This window comes from Enterobacter sp. BIDMC93 (genome assembly GCF_001037805.1).
Lineage (GTDB): Bacteria > Pseudomonadota > Gammaproteobacteria > Enterobacterales > Enterobacteriaceae > Enterobacter > Enterobacter hormaechei_C.
Genome location: NZ_KQ089962.1, coordinates 3,918,497 through 3,936,578 on the forward strand (window position 1 = coordinate 3,918,497; position 18,082 = coordinate 3,936,578).

The 18,082-nt window shown below is 58.2% G+C and carries 18 protein-coding genes; 13 read left to right on the top strand and 5 right to left on the bottom strand.

The window, feature by feature from the left end; translation table 11 throughout:
- Window positions 1-59: 59 nt before the first annotated feature.
- Window positions 60-623 carry a type 1 fimbrial major subunit FimA gene (gene fimA, locus SK58_RS18375; RefSeq protein WP_003858911.1) on the bottom strand — a complete coding sequence of 188 codons (564 nt, stop codon included), beginning with the start codon at window positions 621-623 and terminating at the stop codon, window positions 60-62.
- A 310-nt stretch (window positions 624-933) separates the two neighbouring features.
- On the opposite strand from fimA, the gene folD reads away from it, so the two are divergent.
- The 5 genes from folD (at window position 934) to SK58_RS18400 (ending at window position 5,492) form a co-directional block, all read left to right on the top strand.
- Window positions 934-1,800: a bifunctional methylenetetrahydrofolate dehydrogenase/methenyltetrahydrofolate cyclohydrolase FolD gene (gene folD / locus SK58_RS18380; RefSeq protein ID WP_048220298.1), complete on the top strand. Its 867-nt coding sequence runs from the start codon at window positions 934-936 to the stop codon at window positions 1,798-1,800.
- A 2-nt stretch (window positions 1,801-1,802) separates the two neighbouring features.
- Complete coding sequence (gene ybcJ, locus SK58_RS18385; RefSeq protein ID WP_023296053.1) at window positions 1,803-2,015, top strand: ribosome-associated protein YbcJ; 213 nt, start codon at window positions 1,803-1,805, stop codon at window positions 2,013-2,015.
- Window positions 2,016-2,297: 282 nt separating this feature from the next.
- Window positions 2,298-3,797, top strand: coding sequence for a PTS transporter subunit EIIC (locus SK58_RS18390; RefSeq protein WP_003858916.1), 1,500 nt, complete (start codon window positions 2,298-2,300; stop codon window positions 3,795-3,797).
- Between the two features lie 83 nt (window positions 3,798-3,880).
- Window positions 3,881-4,897: a Mal regulon transcriptional regulator MalI gene (gene malI, locus SK58_RS18395; protein ID WP_048220299.1), complete on the top strand. Its 1,017-nt coding sequence runs from the start codon at window positions 3,881-3,883 to the stop codon at window positions 4,895-4,897.
- A 73-nt stretch (window positions 4,898-4,970) separates the two neighbouring features.
- The gene (locus tag SK58_RS18400; RefSeq protein ID WP_023296050.1) at window positions 4,971-5,492 is read left to right on the top strand and encodes a metal-dependent hydrolase; all 522 of its coding nucleotides are present in this window, start codon (window positions 4,971-4,973) and stop codon (window positions 5,490-5,492) included.
- 91 nt (window positions 5,493-5,583) lie between these two features.
- On the opposite strand, the gene cysS is transcribed toward SK58_RS18400, so the two are convergent.
- On the bottom strand, window positions 5,584-6,969 hold the full coding sequence (gene cysS, locus SK58_RS18405) for a cysteine--tRNA ligase (protein ID WP_048220300.1): 1,386 nt from the start codon (window positions 6,967-6,969) through the stop codon (window positions 5,584-5,586).
- Between the two features lie 175 nt (window positions 6,970-7,144).
- Here cysS and ppiB point away from each other — a divergent pair, with 175 nt between their 5' ends.
- From ppiB to mnmH, 5 genes are all read left to right on the top strand, one after another.
- Entirely contained in the window at window positions 7,145-7,639 is a 495-nt protein-coding gene (gene ppiB / locus SK58_RS18410) for a peptidylprolyl isomerase B (protein ID WP_000256009.1), read from the top strand.
- Window positions 7,640-7,642: 3 nt separating this feature from the next.
- Window positions 7,643-8,365 carry a UDP-2,3-diacylglucosamine diphosphatase gene (gene lpxH / locus SK58_RS18415; protein WP_017694382.1) on the top strand — a complete coding sequence of 241 codons (723 nt, stop codon included), beginning with the start codon at window positions 7,643-7,645 and terminating at the stop codon, window positions 8,363-8,365.
- 119 nt (window positions 8,366-8,484) lie between these two features.
- On the top strand, window positions 8,485-8,994 hold the full coding sequence (gene purE, locus SK58_RS18420; RefSeq protein WP_006809824.1) for a 5-(carboxyamino)imidazole ribonucleotide mutase: 510 nt from the start codon (window positions 8,485-8,487) through the stop codon (window positions 8,992-8,994).
- The gene (gene purK, locus SK58_RS18425) at window positions 8,991-10,058 is read left to right on the top strand and encodes a 5-(carboxyamino)imidazole ribonucleotide synthase (RefSeq protein ID WP_003858922.1); all 1,068 of its coding nucleotides are present in this window, start codon (window positions 8,991-8,993) and stop codon (window positions 10,056-10,058) included. Before purE ends, purK begins: the two co-directional genes overlap by 4 nt.
- A gap of 84 nt (window positions 10,059-10,142) precedes the next feature.
- The gene (mnmH, locus tag SK58_RS18430; protein WP_015571228.1) at window positions 10,143-11,213 is read left to right on the top strand and encodes a tRNA 2-selenouridine(34) synthase MnmH; all 1,071 of its coding nucleotides are present in this window, start codon (window positions 10,143-10,145) and stop codon (window positions 11,211-11,213) included.
- A gap of 87 nt (window positions 11,214-11,300) precedes the next feature.
- On the opposite strand, the gene SK58_RS18435 is transcribed toward mnmH, so the two are convergent.
- The 3 genes from SK58_RS18435 to ybbA all read right to left on the bottom strand — a co-directional run bounded on the left by SK58_RS18435 (window position 11,301) and on the right by ybbA (window position 15,726).
- A complete protein-coding gene (locus SK58_RS18435) occupies window positions 11,301-12,446 on the bottom strand; it encodes a porin (protein WP_017383228.1) in 1,146 nt (381 codons plus the stop codon).
- A gap of 182 nt (window positions 12,447-12,628) precedes the next feature.
- Complete coding sequence (ybbP, locus tag SK58_RS18440; RefSeq protein WP_015571231.1) at window positions 12,629-15,043, bottom strand: putative ABC transporter permease subunit YbbP; 2,415 nt, start codon at window positions 15,041-15,043, stop codon at window positions 12,629-12,631.
- Window positions 15,040-15,726: a putative ABC transporter ATP-binding protein YbbA gene (gene ybbA, locus SK58_RS18445; RefSeq protein ID WP_017383226.1), complete on the bottom strand. Its 687-nt coding sequence runs from the start codon at window positions 15,724-15,726 to the stop codon at window positions 15,040-15,042. The genes ybbP and ybbA overlap by 4 nt, the downstream gene beginning before the upstream one ends.
- Here ybbA and tesA point away from each other — a divergent pair.
- From tesA to SK58_RS18460, 3 genes are read left to right on the top strand one after another with little or no spacing between them, the layout of a single operon-like run.
- A complete protein-coding gene (gene tesA / locus SK58_RS18450) occupies window positions 15,697-16,329 on the top strand; it encodes a multifunctional acyl-CoA thioesterase I/protease I/lysophospholipase L1 (RefSeq protein WP_003858933.1) in 633 nt (210 codons plus the stop codon). The two genes, ybbA and tesA, sit on opposite strands and share 30 nt — an antisense overlap.
- A complete protein-coding gene (locus tag SK58_RS18455) occupies window positions 16,310-17,119 on the top strand; it encodes an SDR family oxidoreductase (RefSeq protein ID WP_006809829.1) in 810 nt (269 codons plus the stop codon). The genes tesA and SK58_RS18455 overlap by 20 nt, the downstream gene beginning before the upstream one ends.
- A gap of 58 nt (window positions 17,120-17,177) precedes the next feature.
- Window positions 17,178-18,032, top strand: coding sequence for a co-chaperone YbbN (locus SK58_RS18460; RefSeq protein ID WP_017383224.1), 855 nt, complete (start codon window positions 17,178-17,180; stop codon window positions 18,030-18,032).
- Window positions 18,033-18,082 lie beyond the last annotated feature (50 nt).

The window sequence follows — 18,082 nt, forward strand, 5'->3', positions numbered from 1 at the left end:
CGGTATAGGCGATCAAAAGACCTCTTCCCTGAGGCCAGCCACATCCCTGTACTCAGGCATTACTCGTATTTCATTACGAATGTTGCGTCCGCGTTTGCCTGGCCTGGCTCGGTGGTCGCCGCCGTGGCTTTATAGCGCGCGGTGAAGTTCAGGGTGTTAGTCCCTTCAATCAGGTTCTGCGCCGCAGAGAAGGTGGCACCGTCCGGGGTCAGCGTGGAGGATTTGCTGTCGAGGATCTCAATACCTACGCCCTTCGCGGAGTTGTCGTTATTACCGGAGCTTACCGCCAGCAGCGTTTTGTCGGTGGCGTCGATCTGGCCGGTAAACGCGACAGCAGCGGTTTTCGCTACCGCAGGATCGCAGTCGTTCAGTTCGATGGTGAACGGAATATTGGAGGTGGTGTCACCCACTTTAGTGAATTTCGCGGTACGGTACTGGCCAAGATTAACCGTCTGCTCTGAAGAGTCAGTATTCACTGAACACGCGGCATTCACTAATTCACCTTTAAAATGCACCGTACCACCGTTTACAGATACAGGCGCTACCGGATCTTCTGCGTGAGCGGCACCCGCGACCAGGGCCAGAGTTGCAATAACAGTAGAAGCAATGTTGCTGAGTTTCATGTCTATTCCTTTAAAATGTAAATAACCCTTCCCGCGCATATTCGGGAATAAGAAATACGATCAATTAAAAAATTGAAGGCTTATTTCGGAGAGGACAAAGTAGCTCAGGAATTTATTTTGTAATATGTCAAAACGCTGCCATTTTGCCAGGTCACATCCTAATCACCTCTAAGAAATTGACCATGCCCTGAGAAGGGATTTTGTGGGACATCGATGAAATCTCGTAAAGGGTGACTGACAGCGGCGCTCGCTTCTGACAAAATACATGCAATCCCTCCTTTCTAACGTTACAGACGGAATCTTCTCTCTGATGGCAGCAAAGATTATTGACGGTAAAACGATTGCGCAGCAGGTGCGCTCTGAGGTTGCGGAAAAAGTGAAGGCGCGTAAAGCCGCCGGATTTCGCGCCCCCGGGCTGGCCGTTGTGCTGGTTGGCAGCAACCCGGCTTCGCAAATTTATGTCGGCAGCAAACGCAAAGCGTGTGAAGAGGTGGGGTTCGTCTCCCGCTCTTACGATCTGCCGGAAACCACCAGCGAAGCGGAACTGCTGGAACTGATCGACACTCTGAATGCCGATAAAGAGATCGACGGCATCCTGGTTCAGCTGCCGCTGCCTGCGGGCATTGACAACGTGAAGGTGCTGGAGCGCATCGCGCCGGACAAAGACGTTGACGGTTTCCATCCGTATAACGTAGGCCGACTGTGCCAGCGCGCGCCGCGCCTGCGTCCGTGCACCCCGCGCGGCATCGTGACGCTGCTGGAGCGTTATAACATCGATACCTACGGCCTCAACGCCGTGGTGATTGGCGCCTCCAACATCGTGGGCCGCCCGATGAGCATGGAGCTGCTGCTGGTGGGCTGTACCACCACCGTTACCCACCGCTTCACTAAAAACCTGCGTCACCACGTCGAAAACGCCGATCTGCTGATCGTTGCGGTCGGCAAGCCGGGCTTTATTCCGGGCGAGTGGATCAAAGAGGGCGCAATCGTCGTGGACGTGGGTATTAACCGTCTGGAAAATGGCAAAGTGGTCGGCGACGTGGTGTATGAAGATGCCGCAGCGCGCGCATCCTATATTACTCCGGTCCCGGGCGGCGTAGGCCCGATGACGGTAGCAACACTGATTCAGAATACCTTGCAGGCGTGCGAGGAGTATCACGACGTAGAGGACGCGTAATCATGGCAACTTTTTCTTTGGGTAAACACCCGCACGTTGAGCTGTGCGATCTGCTGAAGCTGGAAGGCTGGAGCGAAAGCGGCGCGCAGGCGAAGATCGTCATCGCCGACGGGCAGGTACAAGTAGACGGCGCAGTGGAAACCCGCAAGCGCTGCAAAATTGTCGCGGGTCAGACCGTGAGCTTCGCAGGACAGAGCGTGACCGTGACGGCCTGAGCTGTCTGATGCCCGGTGGCGCTGCGCTTACCGGGCCTACGTACTGTCTCCGTTTGTAGGCCGGGTAAGGCGAAGCCGCCACCCGGCAATTTCTCTCACAATCCCCTCACACCCATCACGGTTAATTATCGATCAACTTCAAATAATCACTATTCCCTCTGGCGAAATGTGAAAATTAAGTTGCGCGATTTTCAGACTTTCCCCACGATAAGTAGAACGTTCTACTAAAACGTTCTACTTAAAAATAACAGCGCGAAAAAGCGCTACTCGGGGGAAATCAGCATGAGCCTGATATCAGGGTTTGTTAAATCGCTGTCTAAGTTATCGATGATTGGTCGCGCCTTAATGCTGCCAATTTCACTGCTTCCCGCTGCGGGCCTGCTGCTGGCCTTCGGCGATAAGTTCCATCTGCCGCTGATGATGAACGCCGGCGGGGTTATCTTTGATAACCTGCCGATGCTGTTCGCCATCGGCTCTGCCGTCGGACTGGCTTCGGAATCCGGCATTGCCGCACTCTCTGCGGCGGTCTCCGTGTTTGTCACCAACATCACCATCAGCACCGTGCTGAGCATCACGCCGGAAATGGCCTCTCAGGGCGGCAAATACGCCATGGTCGTTGGCATTCCGACGTTGCAGATGGGTGTCTTTGGCGGCCTCATCTGCGGTATTCTTGCGGCCTGGTGTTACAACCGCTTCCACACCATGCAGCTGCCGGAGTTCCTCGGCTTCTTCTCCGGCAAGCGCTTTGTGGCGATTGCGACGGCGTTTCTGTCGTTCCTGCTCGGCCTGCTGCTGCCGTACGTCTGGCAGCATATTCAGTCCGGGATCGACGCCCTGTCCGTGGTGGTGAACGGCGATAACCAGGCGGCCTCGACCTTTATCTTCGGGCTGGTGGAGCGCGCGTTGATCCCGCTCGGCCTGCACCATATCTGGTATCCATCCTTCTGGTATTCCTTCGGGGATTACACTACCCAGGCGGGTCAGGTGATCCACGGTGACCAGACCATCTGGTTCAAGATGCTGGAAGAGGGAGTGAAATCCTTCAGCAGCGACACCTACCAGAACGCCGGGAAATTCATGCAGGGCGAGTTCCCGCTGATGCTGTTCGCACTGCCCGCGGCGTGTCTGGCGATGTACCACGAAGCGCACACGAAGAATAAGAAAATCGCGGCCGGTATTCTGTTCTCTGCGGCCCTCACCTGCTTCCTGACGGGCATCACCGAGCCGGTAGAGTTCACCTTTATCTTCGTGGCGCCGATCCTTTACGTCTTCAACGCCATCATGGCGGGCCTGGCGTACATGACCATGTACCTGCTGCATGCGCACATCGCCAAGTCGTTCTCGGCGGGCTTTATCGACTACCTGTCGTTCGGGATCCTGCCGTCGTTTAACGGCTATCAGACCAACTTCCTGAGCGCCATTATCATCGGCATTCCGATGGCGTTGATCTACTACTTCACCTTCCGCTTCGTGATCCGCCGTTTCGACGTGAAAACGCCGGGCCGCACCGAAGTGACCGCCAGCGCGAATGACAAGTCCGATTCCGAACTTGCCACCGAAATCATCGGCCTGCTGGGCGGTGCGCAGAACATTGATTCCGTCGGCTCCTGCATCACGCGTCTGCGTCTGGAAGTGGCGAAGAGCGAAGCGGTGGACCGGGACGGGCTGAACGGGCTTGGCGCGCGCGGCGTGGTGTTCGTTGGCGATAACGGAATACAGGTGATTTTCGGGGCCAGAGCACAGTTTATCGCCCAGACCATGTCCACCATGATTGGCAAATAATAAGATGCCTGAAGGAGGCGTCTCCTGTACGCTGGGGAACGCCTCTTATCTGGCTGATAATCGGGAAATTTCAGGGAGCGGTTTTGAAGAAAGTCAGCATTATTGATGTCGCAAAGCATGCGGGCGTGTCGGTTTCTACCGTTTCGCTGGTGCTGCGCCAGAAAGGGAAGATCTCAGAGGCGACGATCGGGAAGGTCAATGCCGCCATCACAACGCTGGGCTATGTTCATAACGTCGCCGCTGCCAATCTTCGCGCCAACACCTCCAACTTAATCGGCCTGATCCTGCGCGACTTCAGCGACAGCTTTTCCATCAAGGTGATGGCGAGCATCGTTCAGGAGCTGGAGAAACAGGGTTATATGGTATTTCTCGGTCAGCCGCTGAACGACGGCGAACATCTTGAGCGTACCCTGCTCTCATTTAAGCAGCAGGGCGTGGCGGGCGTCATCTACCTGGCGTCGGACACCCGCGCCGCCTCTCTTCCGGAACACGTTCGTCACTGCCCGCTGCCGCTTGTGGCGGTTTCGCAGTCGTTGCTGGAAGAGAAATGCAACCTGGTGATGCGCGATAACCGCCAGGCGGCGAACCTGGCCGCGCGTTATCTTATCGAGCGCGGGCACCGTAACATCGCCTACATTGGCGGGCGCGACGGGTGCCGTATCCGCGAGCAGCGCCTGCTTGGTTTTCGCAGCGCGATGACGCAGAGCGGCCTGGTCTGGCGTGAGGAATATTCTCCTGCCTGCACCGATGACACGCAGGCGGCGGCCATCGCGACTCGTCAGCTGCTGGAGAAGAACAACACGATTACCGCCCTGCTCTGCCATTCACCGGACGCGATGATCGGTTCAATCTCAGGTATTCACCAGGTGGGGCGCACGGTGGGTAAAGACGTGTTTTTAACCCAGCAGGTGGCGCTGATTGGTTTTGAAGATATGCTCCACGTTAATCTCACGTCGCCGTCACTGACTTACGTTTCGTCTGCCAGCGAAGAGACCGGCCGCCAGGCGGCAGGGCTGATGATCCGCAGGCTGAAAGAGCCGGATCTGCAAACGCAGCGCATTACCCTCTCCGGGCAGCTTATCGCGCGGGAATCGGCGTAAAATCAGAATTTAGCACAGGTTTGCTGCGGCGGATCTGCTGCTATATTCCCATGATTTGCCATGGATAAATGCAATGCCTACCATTATCACCCACGCTGCCGTACCTCTGTGTCTGGGCTTAGGGCTCGGAACCAAAGTCATCCCACCCCGCCTGCTGTTTGCCGGGATCGTCCTCGCCATGCTGCCCGATGCCGACGTACTGGCGTTTAAATTCGGTGTCGCCTACGGGAATATTTTCGGCCACCGCGGTTTCACTCATTCGCTACTGTTTGCCCTGGTGGTGCCGATACTCTGCGTGCTGGCAGGCCGATGTTGGTTCAGGGCCAGCCTGACGCGGTGCTGGCTGTTTTTAACCGTATCATTGCTGTCGCACAGCCTGCTGGATTCAATAACGACAGGCGGGAAAGGCGTCGGCTGGCTGTGGCCCTGGTCAGATGAGCGCTTCTTTGCGCCGTGGCAGGTGATCAAGGTCGCGCCGTTTGCGCTGTCGCGCTACGCCACGCCCTACGGGCATGAGGTCATTATCTCGGAACTGCTGTGGGTGTGGCTGCCGGGGATGGTGCTGATGGGGTTGCTGTGGTGGAGGCGGAGGTAAAAGAAAAGCCGGGTGGCGGCTACGCCTTACCCGGCCTACGGTCGTGATTTTGTAGGCCCGGTAAGCGTTAGCGCCACCGGGCGTTACGGACCTACTTACGACGCCAGGTGGTTCCCTGCGGGCCGTCTTCCAGAATAATGCCCATCTCGGTCAGACGGTTACGCGCCGCATCCGCCGCCGCCCAGTCTTTCGCCTGACGCGCTTCGAGACGTGCTTTGATCAGTGCTTCAATTTCCGCCACTTCACCGTCGTCCGCCTGCGCGCCGCTTTGCAGGAACAGGTCCGGCTCCTGCTCCAGCAGGCCGAGCACGGAAGAGAGCTTACGCAGATGAGACGCCAGCGCATTGGCCGCCGCCATATCTTCTGACTTCAGGCGGTTCACCTCACGCGCCATGTCGAACAGCACGGAGTAGGCTTCCGGGGTGTTGAAGTCGTCGTTCATGACCTCAACGAAGCGGGCCTCGAACGCCTCACCGCCTGCGGCCGGAACAGATTTATCGGTGCCGCGCAAGGCGGTATACAGACGCTCCAGCGCAGCGCGCGCCTGCTTCAGGTTCTCTTCGCTGTAGTTCAGCTGGCTGCGATAGTGGCCAGACATCAGGAAGTAGCGCACGGTTTCCGCGTCGTAATACTTCAGCACGTCGCGCACGGTGAAGAAGTTACCCAGCGATTTCGACATCTTCTCGCGGTCAACCATCACCATCCCGGAGTGCATCCAGTAGTTCACGTACTCGCCGCCGTGTGCACAGGTGGACTGCGCGATTTCGTTTTCATGGTGCGGGAACATCAGATCCGAACCGCCGCCATGGATGTCGAAATGGTTGCCCAGCTGCTTGCAGTTCATCGCGGAACATTCAATGTGCCAGCCCGGACGCCCTTCGCCCCACGGGGATGGCCAGCTCGGTTCGCCCGCTTTGGACATCTTCCACAGCACGAAGTCCATCGGATTACGCTTCACGTCCACCACGTCCACGCGCGCGCCGGCCTGGAGCTGGTCCAGATCCTGGCGGGAAAGCGCACCGTAGGTTGGGTTCGTTGGCACCGAGAACATCACGTCGCCGTTGTCCGCCACATAGGCGTGACCGCGCTCGATCAGCTTTTGAGTGATATCAATGATTTCATGGATATGGTGGGTCGCACGCGGCTCGCTGTCCGGGCGCAGAATATTTAAGGCATCAAAATCCTTGTGCATTTCGGCGATCATGCGATCCACCAGCGCGACAAAGCTTTCGCCATTTTCATTAGCACGTTTAATGATTTTGTCGTCGATGTCGGTGATGTTGCGCACGTACTTCAGGTTGTAGCCCAGGAAGCGCAGGTAGCGTGACACCACGTCGAACGCGACAAAGGTACGGCCATGGCCGATATGACAGAGATCGTAAACCGTAATACCACACACGTACATGCCGACTTCCCCGGCATGGATAGGTTTAAATTCCTCTTTTTGGCGCGTCATTGTATTAAAGATTTTTAACATCGAAGATTCCATGTAAACACGTGTGTGGATTGTTTGTTCCTTATAATACCCATAATTCGGAGTACGGTCAGCACACAATGCAAGGTGATCGTGTCCTGTGGTTATGCTATAACAAGCCCCTATATGTGACCCGAGCACGGGTCGACGCACCACAATAACGGAACAGGATGCAAAAATGGTTACTTTCCACACTAATCATGGCGATATCGTAATCAAAACCTTTGATGACAAAGCGCCTGAAACAGTTAAAAACTTCCTGGACTACTGCCGCGAAGGTTTCTACAACAACACCATTTTCCACCGTGTGATCAACGGCTTTATGATCCAGGGCGGCGGTTTCGAGCCTGGCATGCGCCAGAAAGAGACGAAAGAAGCGATCAAAAACGAAGCGAACAACGGCCTGAAAAACACCCGTGGTACGCTGGCAATGGCCCGTACTCAGGCGCCACACTCTGCGACCGCACAGTTCTTCATCAACGTAGCGGACAACGACTTCCTGAACTTCTCTGGCGAAAGTCTGCAAGGCTGGGGCTACTGCGTATTCGCAGAAGTGGTTGAAGGAATGGACGTGGTCGACAAGATCAAAGCCGTTTCTACTGGCCGCAGCGGTATGCACCAGGACGTTCCTAAAGAAGACGTTGTGATCACAAGCGTGACCGTCAGCGAGTAATTCGTGGCGACACTCTTTATTGCGGATCTGCATCTGCAAACAGAAGAACCGGCGATAACCGCCGGTTTTCTGCGTTTTTTACGCGGTGAAGCGAAAAGCGCCGACGCGCTGTACATTCTGGGCGACCTGTTTGAGGCCTGGATAGGCGACGACGATCCGAACCCGCTGCACCGTGAGATAGCTGCGGCCATTAAAGTGCTGGTGGATTCCGGCGTCCCCTGCTATTTCATTCACGGCAACCGTGATTTCCTGATCGGCCAGCGCTACGCCCGCGAGAGCGGTATGACGCTGCTGCCGGAAGAGCAGGTGCTCAACCTCTATGGCCGCAATATTCTGATCATGCACGGCGACACGCTCTGCACTGACGATACCGGCTACCTGGCGTTTCGCGCCAAAGTTCACACCCCGTGGATCCAGAAAGTGTTCCTCGCCCTGCCGCTGTTTATCCGCAACCGCATCGCCGCCAGAATGCGCGCGGGCAGCAAGGCCGCCAACAGCAGCAAATCGATGACCATCATGGACGTCAATCCGCAGGCGGTGGTGAAGGTGATGGAGAAGCATCGCGTTCAGTGGCTGATCCACGGCCATACCCATCGTCCCGATGTGCATTCCCTTATCGCCAACGGCGAGCCCGCCCATCGCGTGGTTTTAGGCGCCTGGCACAGCGAAGGATCGATGGTCAAAGTTACGCCGGAAGGTGTCGAACTGATCGCCTTCCCGTTTTAACGCCTCCCCGTCTTTTCGCTCATTTCCCGACCACGCAACCGTTTTCCTTGCCGGTATTACATGCTATTCTCTGTGCCCTCGAAAGCAGTGTGTTCCGCACCACAGGAGTTTTAAGACGCATGTCTTCCCGCAATAATCCGGCGCGTGTCGCCATCGTGATGGGGTCCAAAAGCGACTGGGCTACCATGCAGTTCGCCGCCGAAATCTTTGAAATCCTGAATGTTCCGCACCACGTCGAAGTGGTTTCCGCGCACCGTACGCCGGATAAACTGTTCAGCTTCGCCGAAAGCGCCGAAGAGAACGGTTACGAGGTGATCATTGCCGGTGCGGGCGGCGCAGCACATCTGCCGGGCATGATTGCCGCCAAAACGCTGGTGCCGGTACTGGGTGTTCCCGTGCAAAGCGCCGCGTTAAGCGGGGTGGATAGCCTTTACTCTATCGTCCAGATGCCGCGCGGTATTCCTGTCGGTACCCTGGCGATTGGTAAAGCGGGTGCGGCAAATGCCGCCCTGCTGGCCGCGCAGATCCTGGCGACGCATGATAAAGATTTGCACCAGCGTCTGGCGGAGTGGCGTAAAGCCCAGACCGATGAGGTGCTGGATAACCCGGATCCGCGGGGTGCAGCATGAAGCAGGTTTGCGTTCTTGGTAATGGTCAGCTTGGCCGGATGCTACGTCAGGCCGGTGAGCCGCTGGGTATTGCCGTCTGGCCCGTCGGGCTGGATGCCGAGCCGGAAGCCGTGCCGTTCCATCAGAGCGTGATCACCGCCGAAATTGAACGCTGGCCGGAAACCGCCCTGACCCGCGAGCTGGCGCGCCATAACGCCTTTGTGAACCGCGACGTCTTCCCGATCATTGCCGACCGTCTCACGCAAAAACAGCTTTTCGACAAGCTCGGCCTCGCGACCGCGCCGTGGCAGCTGCTTTCCGATAAGCGCGAGTGGGATGACGTGTTTGCGATGCTGGGAGACCTGGCGATTGTGAAGCGTCGCGTCGGCGGCTACGACGGCCGCGGGCAGTGGCGCCTGCGCGCGAACGACACCGCCGAGCTGCCGGACGACTGCTACGGCGAGTGCATTGTTGAGCAGGGCATTAACTTTAGCGGTGAAGTGTCGCTGGTTGGCGCGCGCGGGCATGACGGGCACACCGTTTTTTACCCGCTAACGCATAACCTGCATCAGGACGGGATTCTGCGCACCAGCGTCGCCTTCCCGCAGGCCAATGCTGACCAGCAGGCGCAGGCGGAAGAGATGCTCTCTGCCATCATGCATGAGCTGGGCTATGTGGGCGTGATGGCGATGGAGTGTTTCGTCACGCCGTCGGGTCTGCTGATCAACGAACTTGCGCCGCGCGTGCACAACAGCGGCCACTGGACGCAAAACGGCGCCTCCATCAGCCAGTTCGAGCTGCACCTGCGCGCCATCACCGATCTGCCGCTGCCGCAGCCGGTGGTGACCAGCCCGTCGGTGATGATCAACCTGATCGGCACCGATCTGAACTACAACTGGCTGAAGCTGCCGCTGGTGCACCTGCACTGGTACGACAAAGAGGTGCGTCCGGGGCGTAAGGTCGGCCATCTGAACCTGAACGATACCGACACGGACCGCCTGAGCGCCACGCTGGAAGCGATTGTTCCCCTGCTGCCGCCAGAATATGCGAGCGGTATTGTCTGGGCGCAGTCAAAACTGAAGTAAGTATCCCTCGCCGGGGAGTTGACCTTCCCCTTCCCCGGCGTACAATCCCCGCCCATTGCTGCTCAGTTTTCTTCTGGAACCACCATGAACGATGGAACGGACTATCGCGCGATCCTCGCGTCCGATACCCCTTTAATCGACGTTCGCGCGCCGATCGAATTTGCCCAGGGTGCGATGCCCGCCGCACTCAACCTGCCCTTAATGAACGACGACGAGCGTGCCGCCGTCGGCACCTGCTATAAACGCCAGGGTCCGGACGCCGCGCTGGCGCTCGGCCATAGCCTGGTCAACGGCGAGACGCGCGAGGCGCGCATCAGCGCCTGGCGGGAAGCCAGCCTTGCCCATCCTGAGGGCTACCTTTGCTGCGCGCGCGGTGGCCAGCGCTCACACATCTCCCAGGCCTGGCTGAAAGAGGCGGGCATCGACTACCCGCTGATCCGCGGCGGCTATAAGGCCCTGCGTCAGACGGCGATTCAGGTGACCATTGAGCAGTCACAAAAGCCGATGGTGCTTATCGGCGGCTGCACCGGTAACGGGAAAACGCTGCTGGTGAAGCAGCATGCGCAGGGCATCGATCTGGAAGGGCTGGCGCACCATCGCGGCTCGTCGTTTGGCCGCACGCTCACCCCGCAGCTTTCTCAGGCGAGCTTCGAGAATCACCTTGCGGTTGAGCTATTGAAAAAAGACGCCGCGCGCTGGGTGCTTGAAGACGAGGGCCGGATGATTGGCTCTAACCACCTGCCGGAGTGCCTGCGCGACCGCATGGCTGAAGCGCCTGTCGTAGTGGTCGAGGATCCGTTTGAGATCCGTCTTGAGCGCCTGCGCGAAGAGTATTTCGTCCACATGTGGGCCGACTTTTCTGCCGCCTGCGGTGAAGAGGCGGGCTGGAAAGCGTACAGCGAATATCTGCATCACGGCCTGTACGCCATTCGTCGCCGTCTGGGGCTGCAACGCTTTGCGGAATTTACCGCCCTGCTGGATGCCGCGCTTGTCGAGCAACAGCGTACTGGCAGCACTGACGCGCACTTCAGCTGGCTTGTGCCGTTGCTGAAGGACTATTACGACCCGATGTACGGCTATCAGCTGGAGAAAAAGGCGGAGAAGATTGTGTATCGCGGGACGTACGAAGAAATTGCTGAGTGGCTCGATCGCTGAAAAAAGCCGGGTGGCGGCTACGCCTTACCCGGCCTACGCGTACTTTTGTAGCCCCGGTAAGCGCAGCGCCACCGGGGAACAAACCACTTAGAAGTCGTAACGCAGACGCACCAGGTTCATATCGCCCAGGTTGTCGGTGCTGGAGGTGAACACGTGTTCGTAATCCACGCGGAAACCGTAATCCAGCTGGAAGCTGATACCCACACCGTTGTCGATGCGCTGGTAGTTACGGCCATTCACGTACTCAATACGGTCGCCCATGAAGTACGGCTGGATGGATTTCACCGCATACTGACCAACCGGGAACTTGTAACCCGCAAAGTATTCAATACCCCATGCATCACCGGCGAAGTAGTCGTTAACGGACACTTTTTTGGTGGTCAGGAAGTTCTGATACCAGCCGCCGCCTGCGGAGAAGGTCCAGTTATCCGGCGTCCAGCTCAGGGCGGTACCAAGGATATTCTGGTCGTAGGATTTGCTGTCGCCGTTGTCCGGGTTACGCATGTCCGCGCGGGTGTAGTTCCACGCTGCGCCCCAGGTCAGATCGGTAGTCAGGTGATAATCGATACCCAGTGAACCGCCGCCTTTACGTTTGTAACGCAGGCCGTTGCCCGGCAGGTATTCGCTGTCTTCAAACAGGTAAGAGGCGTAGATGTCAGCATCGCCCACGGTTTTCTTGTACTTCAGCATCTGGCGTGAACGGTAAGAGCCGTCATAGTCGCCGTTGATCCCGTTACCTGGCGCCTGACCAATCATGTCGTAGTCCCAGATATCGGTTTTTGCGCCCACTACGTCATAGTACACGCTGTTCTGCTGGCCGAAGGTCAGCGTACCCCAGGTGTCGCTCTTCAGACCGGTGTAGAGCATACGACGAGAGGTGTCGTGCGCGCCGTCGGCGTAGTGATGATCCCAGTTGAACTGCGCCGGAATGTTCACACCCAGCTCGTAGTAGCTGATCCAGCTGATGTCATCGAACAGGTAGTAATCCGCAGCGAAACGGAAGCGGGTGCCGCCGTCAAAGCCGTTGCGCTTGTAGCTGTTTTTGCCGTCATCACCGGTCATATTCTGGAACTGAGGACGAATACTGCCGCCAACGGTAAAGTTCAGGCGGCTCAGCGGGTTACCCGCCTGCGGATCCTGTTTCAGAAGGGTGATTTCCGCCTGAGATGCGAAAGAAGCCAATGCCACTGCTGCGCCGATCGTTGTCGCCAGCGCTGTTTTTCTTATAGTCATTCTTTTTCCTTGATAGACACGCTGCTAAATATTTAGCTGGTGAATATTAACCGGAAAAATTCGGGCTGTGTGGGCGGGTTTTTAATGTTTTGTGCTACTAAATGCAGGGGCATTAACGATTTGTGCCGTTAAGCGATGACGAACCAGCAGAAATGCCGGTGCGTCATCATCACGTCAGTAAACTAGCTGACAAACTGGCGGAATAGCGCTTTACCTTTCAACAGCCGGGTTCCGAGCCAGCCGCCGCACAGGGACAGCAGCACGGCGCCGCAGACGGGCAGCGTGAGCCACAGCCGCCAGTCGGGCTCCCACGGGAAGTCGAAGACTTTGCTCTGGAGTACCGCCAGCGCGGTTTCCGCCCCGATGGCCGCCACCAGGCCCGCCACCAGACCGAGCAGGGCAAATTCGCTCCACAGCGTGGCGCGCAGCAGCCGTTTACTGGCTCCCAGCGTGCGGTAGACCACCAGCTCCTGATGACGCTGACGCATGCCCACCTGCACCTGCGCCAGCAGCAACAGCACGCCGCAGACGGTCACCAGCACTACCATCACCTCCAGCGCGCGGCTCACCTGCTCCAGCACCTGCCCGACCTGTTTGAGGATCGCGCCGATATCCAGCAGGCTCACCGTCGGAAATTCCCGGTTAAGCTGCGTCAGCATGCCGTTGCCGTTTTCCCAGCGGAAGCTGGTGAGCCAGCTCTGGGGCTGTCCGTCCAGCGCACCCGGCGGGAAGATGAAGAAGAAGTTTGGTCGCAGGCTTTCCCAGTCCACCTTACGCAGGCTGGTAACTTTGGCGGTGAAATCCTGGGTATCACCGGTGAAGGTCACGCTGTCGCCGAGGTTCACGTTCAGCCGTGTTGCCAGCCCCTCCTCCATCGACACTTCCCCCGCTTTCGGCGGCCAGGTGCCGGCAACGATCGGGTTATGATCCGGACGTTTCGCCTGCCAGGTCAGGTTGAGTTCGCGATTGAGCGATTCATCCTTATTTCCCTCCGTCGACTGGCCGTTGATCTGCGTCAGGCGGGCGCGCACGATCGGATAGAACGATTCCGGAATAATGTGATGCTCAGACAGGAAACCCTTCAGCGGCGTCACCTGTTCAGGAGCAATGTTGATCAGGAAATAGTTCGGGCTTTCCGGCGGAAGCTGTTGCTGCCAGCGATCCAGCAGATCCCCGCGCAGCACCAGCAGAAGCGCCAGCAGCATAAACGACAGCGAAAATGCCGAGAGCTGGCTGAGGGTAGACCACGGCTGGTGCAGCAGTCGGTTAACCGCTAACCGTATGGGGAGTGATTTAACTGTCAGCTTTCTCAGGACATTAAGCAGTATCCAGCCCACTACGCCGCACAGCAGCGCCAGCACCACCGCGCCCGCCAGCACCGCCCACAGCAGCGTACTGCCGCCCATCAGCCAGGCCAACAGCCCGACCGCCACCGCAATAATCACCGGCAGATAGAACTTCAGCGGCCAGACGCTGGCCACCACATCGCGGCGCAGCACGCGCAGCGGCTGGGTGGCGAGCAGCAGCCGGTACGGGCGTAACCCCACCAGCAGGGAGATCGTCGTCATCGCGCCGATGGCCCACAGCCACGGCCAGAGGCTGGCAGGCGGTAATGCGGCGGGCAATACCGGTTTGAGCAGCACCATCAGCAGCTTTTCAAACAGCAGCCCTATCGCCCCGCCGGTCAGAGCCGACAGCGCCAGCACCATCAGCCACTGGCCGACAATCAGCTTGCGCAGCTGCGCGCGGCCCGCGCCGAGGGTTTTGAGGATCGCCACCAGATCGTAACGGCTGCGGCAGTAGTGCCCCATCGCCACGGCAACCGCCGCAATGGCAAGCAGCAGAGTTAACAGCGCCGACAGCAGCAGGAACTGCTGGGAACGTTCGAGGGATTTGCCGAGCGCCCCGTCATCCTGCTCCAGCCCGTACCAGCGGTGTTCCGGCTTGAGCTGCGGCAGGAGCCATTTTTCGTACGCCTCCAGCTGCGCAGGCGTCCCGCCAAACTTATACCGCCAGGTGACACGGCTTCCCGGCTGGACGGCGTTGGTTTTCGCCACATCAGCGGTGTTCATCAGCAGGCGCGGCGCAAGCTGGAACGGATTAAATCCAGAGTCGGGCTCCTGCACCACTTCCCCGGCAATTTTGAGTGTCGCGTCGCCGACGTCGATACTGTCGCCGGGTTTCAGGTTCAGCAGCGCCATCAGTCGCGATGCCAGCAGGACCGTACCGGCCGTCGGTTTTAGCCCCGGCGGGCTGGTTTGTAAGTCACCATACATCGGGTAGATGTCATCCACGGCTTTTACGCTGGCAAGCTGCGGCGTGTCGCCCGCAAAGGTCATAGTCTGAAAGGTGATCTGCTCCCCTACCTTCAGCCCCTCTTTGCGCGCTTCCTCAATCCAGCCCGGCGGCACGGGGCGAGAACTTTGCAGAGCCCGGTCCCCGGCCATAAATTCCCGACTCTGCTGGCTAAGCCCTTTCTCCATACGATCGCTGACGCTGCCGAGCGCCAGCACGCAGGCCACCGCCAGGCTCAACGCCAGCCAGACAATCAGCAGCGAGGGCGAGCGCCACTCGCGCCAGAACCAGCGGGCAATCATGCTTCCTCCTGAAGAATACCGTTCACCAGCCGCAGGCGGCGGTCGCAGCGGGCGGCCAGCTGCGGATCGTGGGTAACCAGAATCAGCGTGGTGCCGTGCTCGCGGTTGAGGGAAAACAGCAGATCGGCAATCTTGTCTCCGGTTTTACGGTCAAGGTTACCAGTGGGTTCATCGGCAAACAGCACTTCAGGGCGCCCGTTAAACGCCCGCGCCAGCGCCACGCGCTGCTGCTCACCGCCGGAAAGCTGTGCCGGAAGATGGTCGAGACGTTTGCCTAGCCCCAGCTGTTCCAGCAACGCCTTCGCGTGATCGCGGCTTTCACGAGTATTGTCACCACGCAGCAGGCCGGGCAGCTCAACGTTTTCCAGCGCGTTCAGCGTCGGGATCAGCATGAATGACTGAAAGACAAACCCGATATGCCGGGCACGCAGCGCGGCGCGGGCCTCTTCATCAAGCGCGTGGAGGGGCTGGCCGACCAGGTTCACTTCACCACTACTGCCATCGTCCAGACCAGCGAGAATGGCCAGCAGTGTGGACTTACCGGAACCGGATTCACCAATCAGGGCGATGGTTTCGGCACGTTTGACAACGAGTTCAACTCCGGTGAGGATGGAAAGCTCGTGTTCTCCCTGACCGACGGACTTCTTAAGACGATGAACTTCAACAATGTTTTCCGCTGGCATTTGCCCTTCCTGTTTTTGATGCTGATGACCTTCCGCGCGGCGGCTGCGGACACGTTATTGATTCTGGGCGACAGCCTGAGTGCGGGCTATCGTATGGCCGCCAGTGCGGCCTGGCCCGCCCTGCTCAATGATAAATGGCAGTCCCGGGCGTCTGTCGTGAACGGCAGCATCAGCGGCGATACGTCGCAGCAAGGCTTATCGCGCCTGCCTGCCCTGCTTAAGCAGCATCAACCGCGTTGGGTGCTGGTTGAACTGGGCGGTAATGATGGTTTGCGCGGCTTCCAGCCTCAGCAAACGGAGCAAACGCTGCGGACCATTTTGCAGACCATTAAGGCCGCCAATGCCCAGCCGCTGCTGATGCAAATTCGCCTGCCCGCCAACTACGGCCGTCGGTATAATGAGGCGTTTAGCGCGATCTATCCTAAGCTTGCCAAAGAGTTTGATATTCCGCTGCTGCCATTTTTCATGGAAGAGGTCTATCTGAAACCCCAGTGGATGCAGGATGATGGCATTCACCCCAATCGCGATGCCCAGCCGTTCATTGCCGACTGGATGGCAACCCGGCTGGCTCCTTTAGTAAAACATGACTCGTCAAACAGCTGAGAACCTGACAGGTAAAGTTATGCAAAAATCGGTCTTAATAACAGGATGTTCCAGCGGAATTGGCCTTGAAAGCGCCCTTGAACTGAAACGTCAGGGGTTTTGGGTACTGGCAGCCTGCCGCAAACCCGAGGATGTCGAACGCATGCGAGGGCTGGGATTTACCGGCATTCTGCTGGATCTCGATTCGCCAGAGAGCGTAGAGCAGGCCGCCGATGAGGTTATCGCCCTGACCAACAACCGTCTTTACGGTCTCTTCAACAATGCGGGCTACGGCGTGTACGGCCCGCTACAGACTCTCTCACGGGAACAGCTGGAGCAGCAGTTCTCCGCAAACTTTTTCGGGGCGCATCAGCTTACCATGCGCCTTCTCCCCGCCATGCTGCCGCACGGCGAAGGGCGCATCGTGATGACCTCCTCGGTCATGGGCCTGATCTCCACGCCGGGCCGCGGGGCTTACGCCGCCAGCAAATATGCGCTTGAAGCCTGGTCCGATGCGTTGCGCATGGAGCTGCGCCACAGCGGTATTAAGGTCAGCCTGATTGAACCGGGCCCGATCCGCACCCGCTTTACGGAAAACGTTAACCAGACGCAGGCGGACAAACCGGTCGAAAACCCCGGCATCGCGGCGCGTTTTACGCTTGGGCCAGAAGCCGTCGTTGCCAAAGTGCGCCACGCGTTTGAGAGCGATACCCCTAAAATGCGCTATCCGGTCACGCTGGTAACCCATGCCGTCGGCTGGTTGAAACGCCTGCTGCCGGGGCGGATGATGGACAAAATTTTGCAGGGTTGAGTTGAAGCGACGACGCTTACCCCCATGTAAAGAGTAAACCGATAAAAGAGAATGCCGCATGTCCGTACAGAATATCGTCAACATAACTGAAGCTAACCTGCAACAGACGCTCGAACAGTCAATGATTAAACCGGTGCTGTTCTACTTCTGGTCTGAACGCAGCCAACACTGCCTGCAACTGACGCCGGTCCTGGAAAGCCTTGCCGCGCAGTACAACGGTCAGTTCATTCTGGCGAAGCTGGATTGTGACGCCGAACCAATGGTGGCTTCCCAGTTTGGCCTGCGCGCGATCCCAACCGTCTACCTGTTCCAGAACGGTCAGCCGGTGGATGGCTTCCAGGGGCCGCAGCCGGAAGAGGCGATCCGCGCCCTGCTGGATAAAGTTCTGCCGCGCGAAGAAGAGCTGAAAGCGCAGGAAGCCATGGCGCTGATGCAGGAAGGTAAGTACGACGAGGCGCTGCCGCTGTTAAAAGACGCGTGGCAGCTGTCGAACCAGAACAGCCAGATTGGTCTGCTGCTGGCAGAGACCCAGATTGCGCTGCACCGCCCTGAAGACGCGGAAGCCGTGCTGAAAACGGTGCCGATGCAGGATCAGGATACCCGTTATCAGGGTCTGGTGGCGCAGATTGACCTGCTGAAACAGGCGGCCGATACCCCTGAAATTCAACAGCTTCAGCAGCAGGTTGCGGACAACCCGCAGGATGCCGCGCTGGCAAGCCAGCTGGCGCTTCAGCTTCATCAGGTGGGGCGTAACGAAGAGGCGCTGGAGCTGCTGTTTAGCCATCTTCAGAAGGACCTGGGCGCCGCAGACGGACAGGCGCGGAAGATGTTCCAGGAGATCCTGGCCGCGCTGGGTACCGGTGACGCGCTGGCGTCGAAATATCGTCGTCAGCTGTACGCGTTGCTCTACTAGTAAAAAAATGCCCGGTGGCGCTAACGCTTACCGGGCCTACAAAAGCCGAT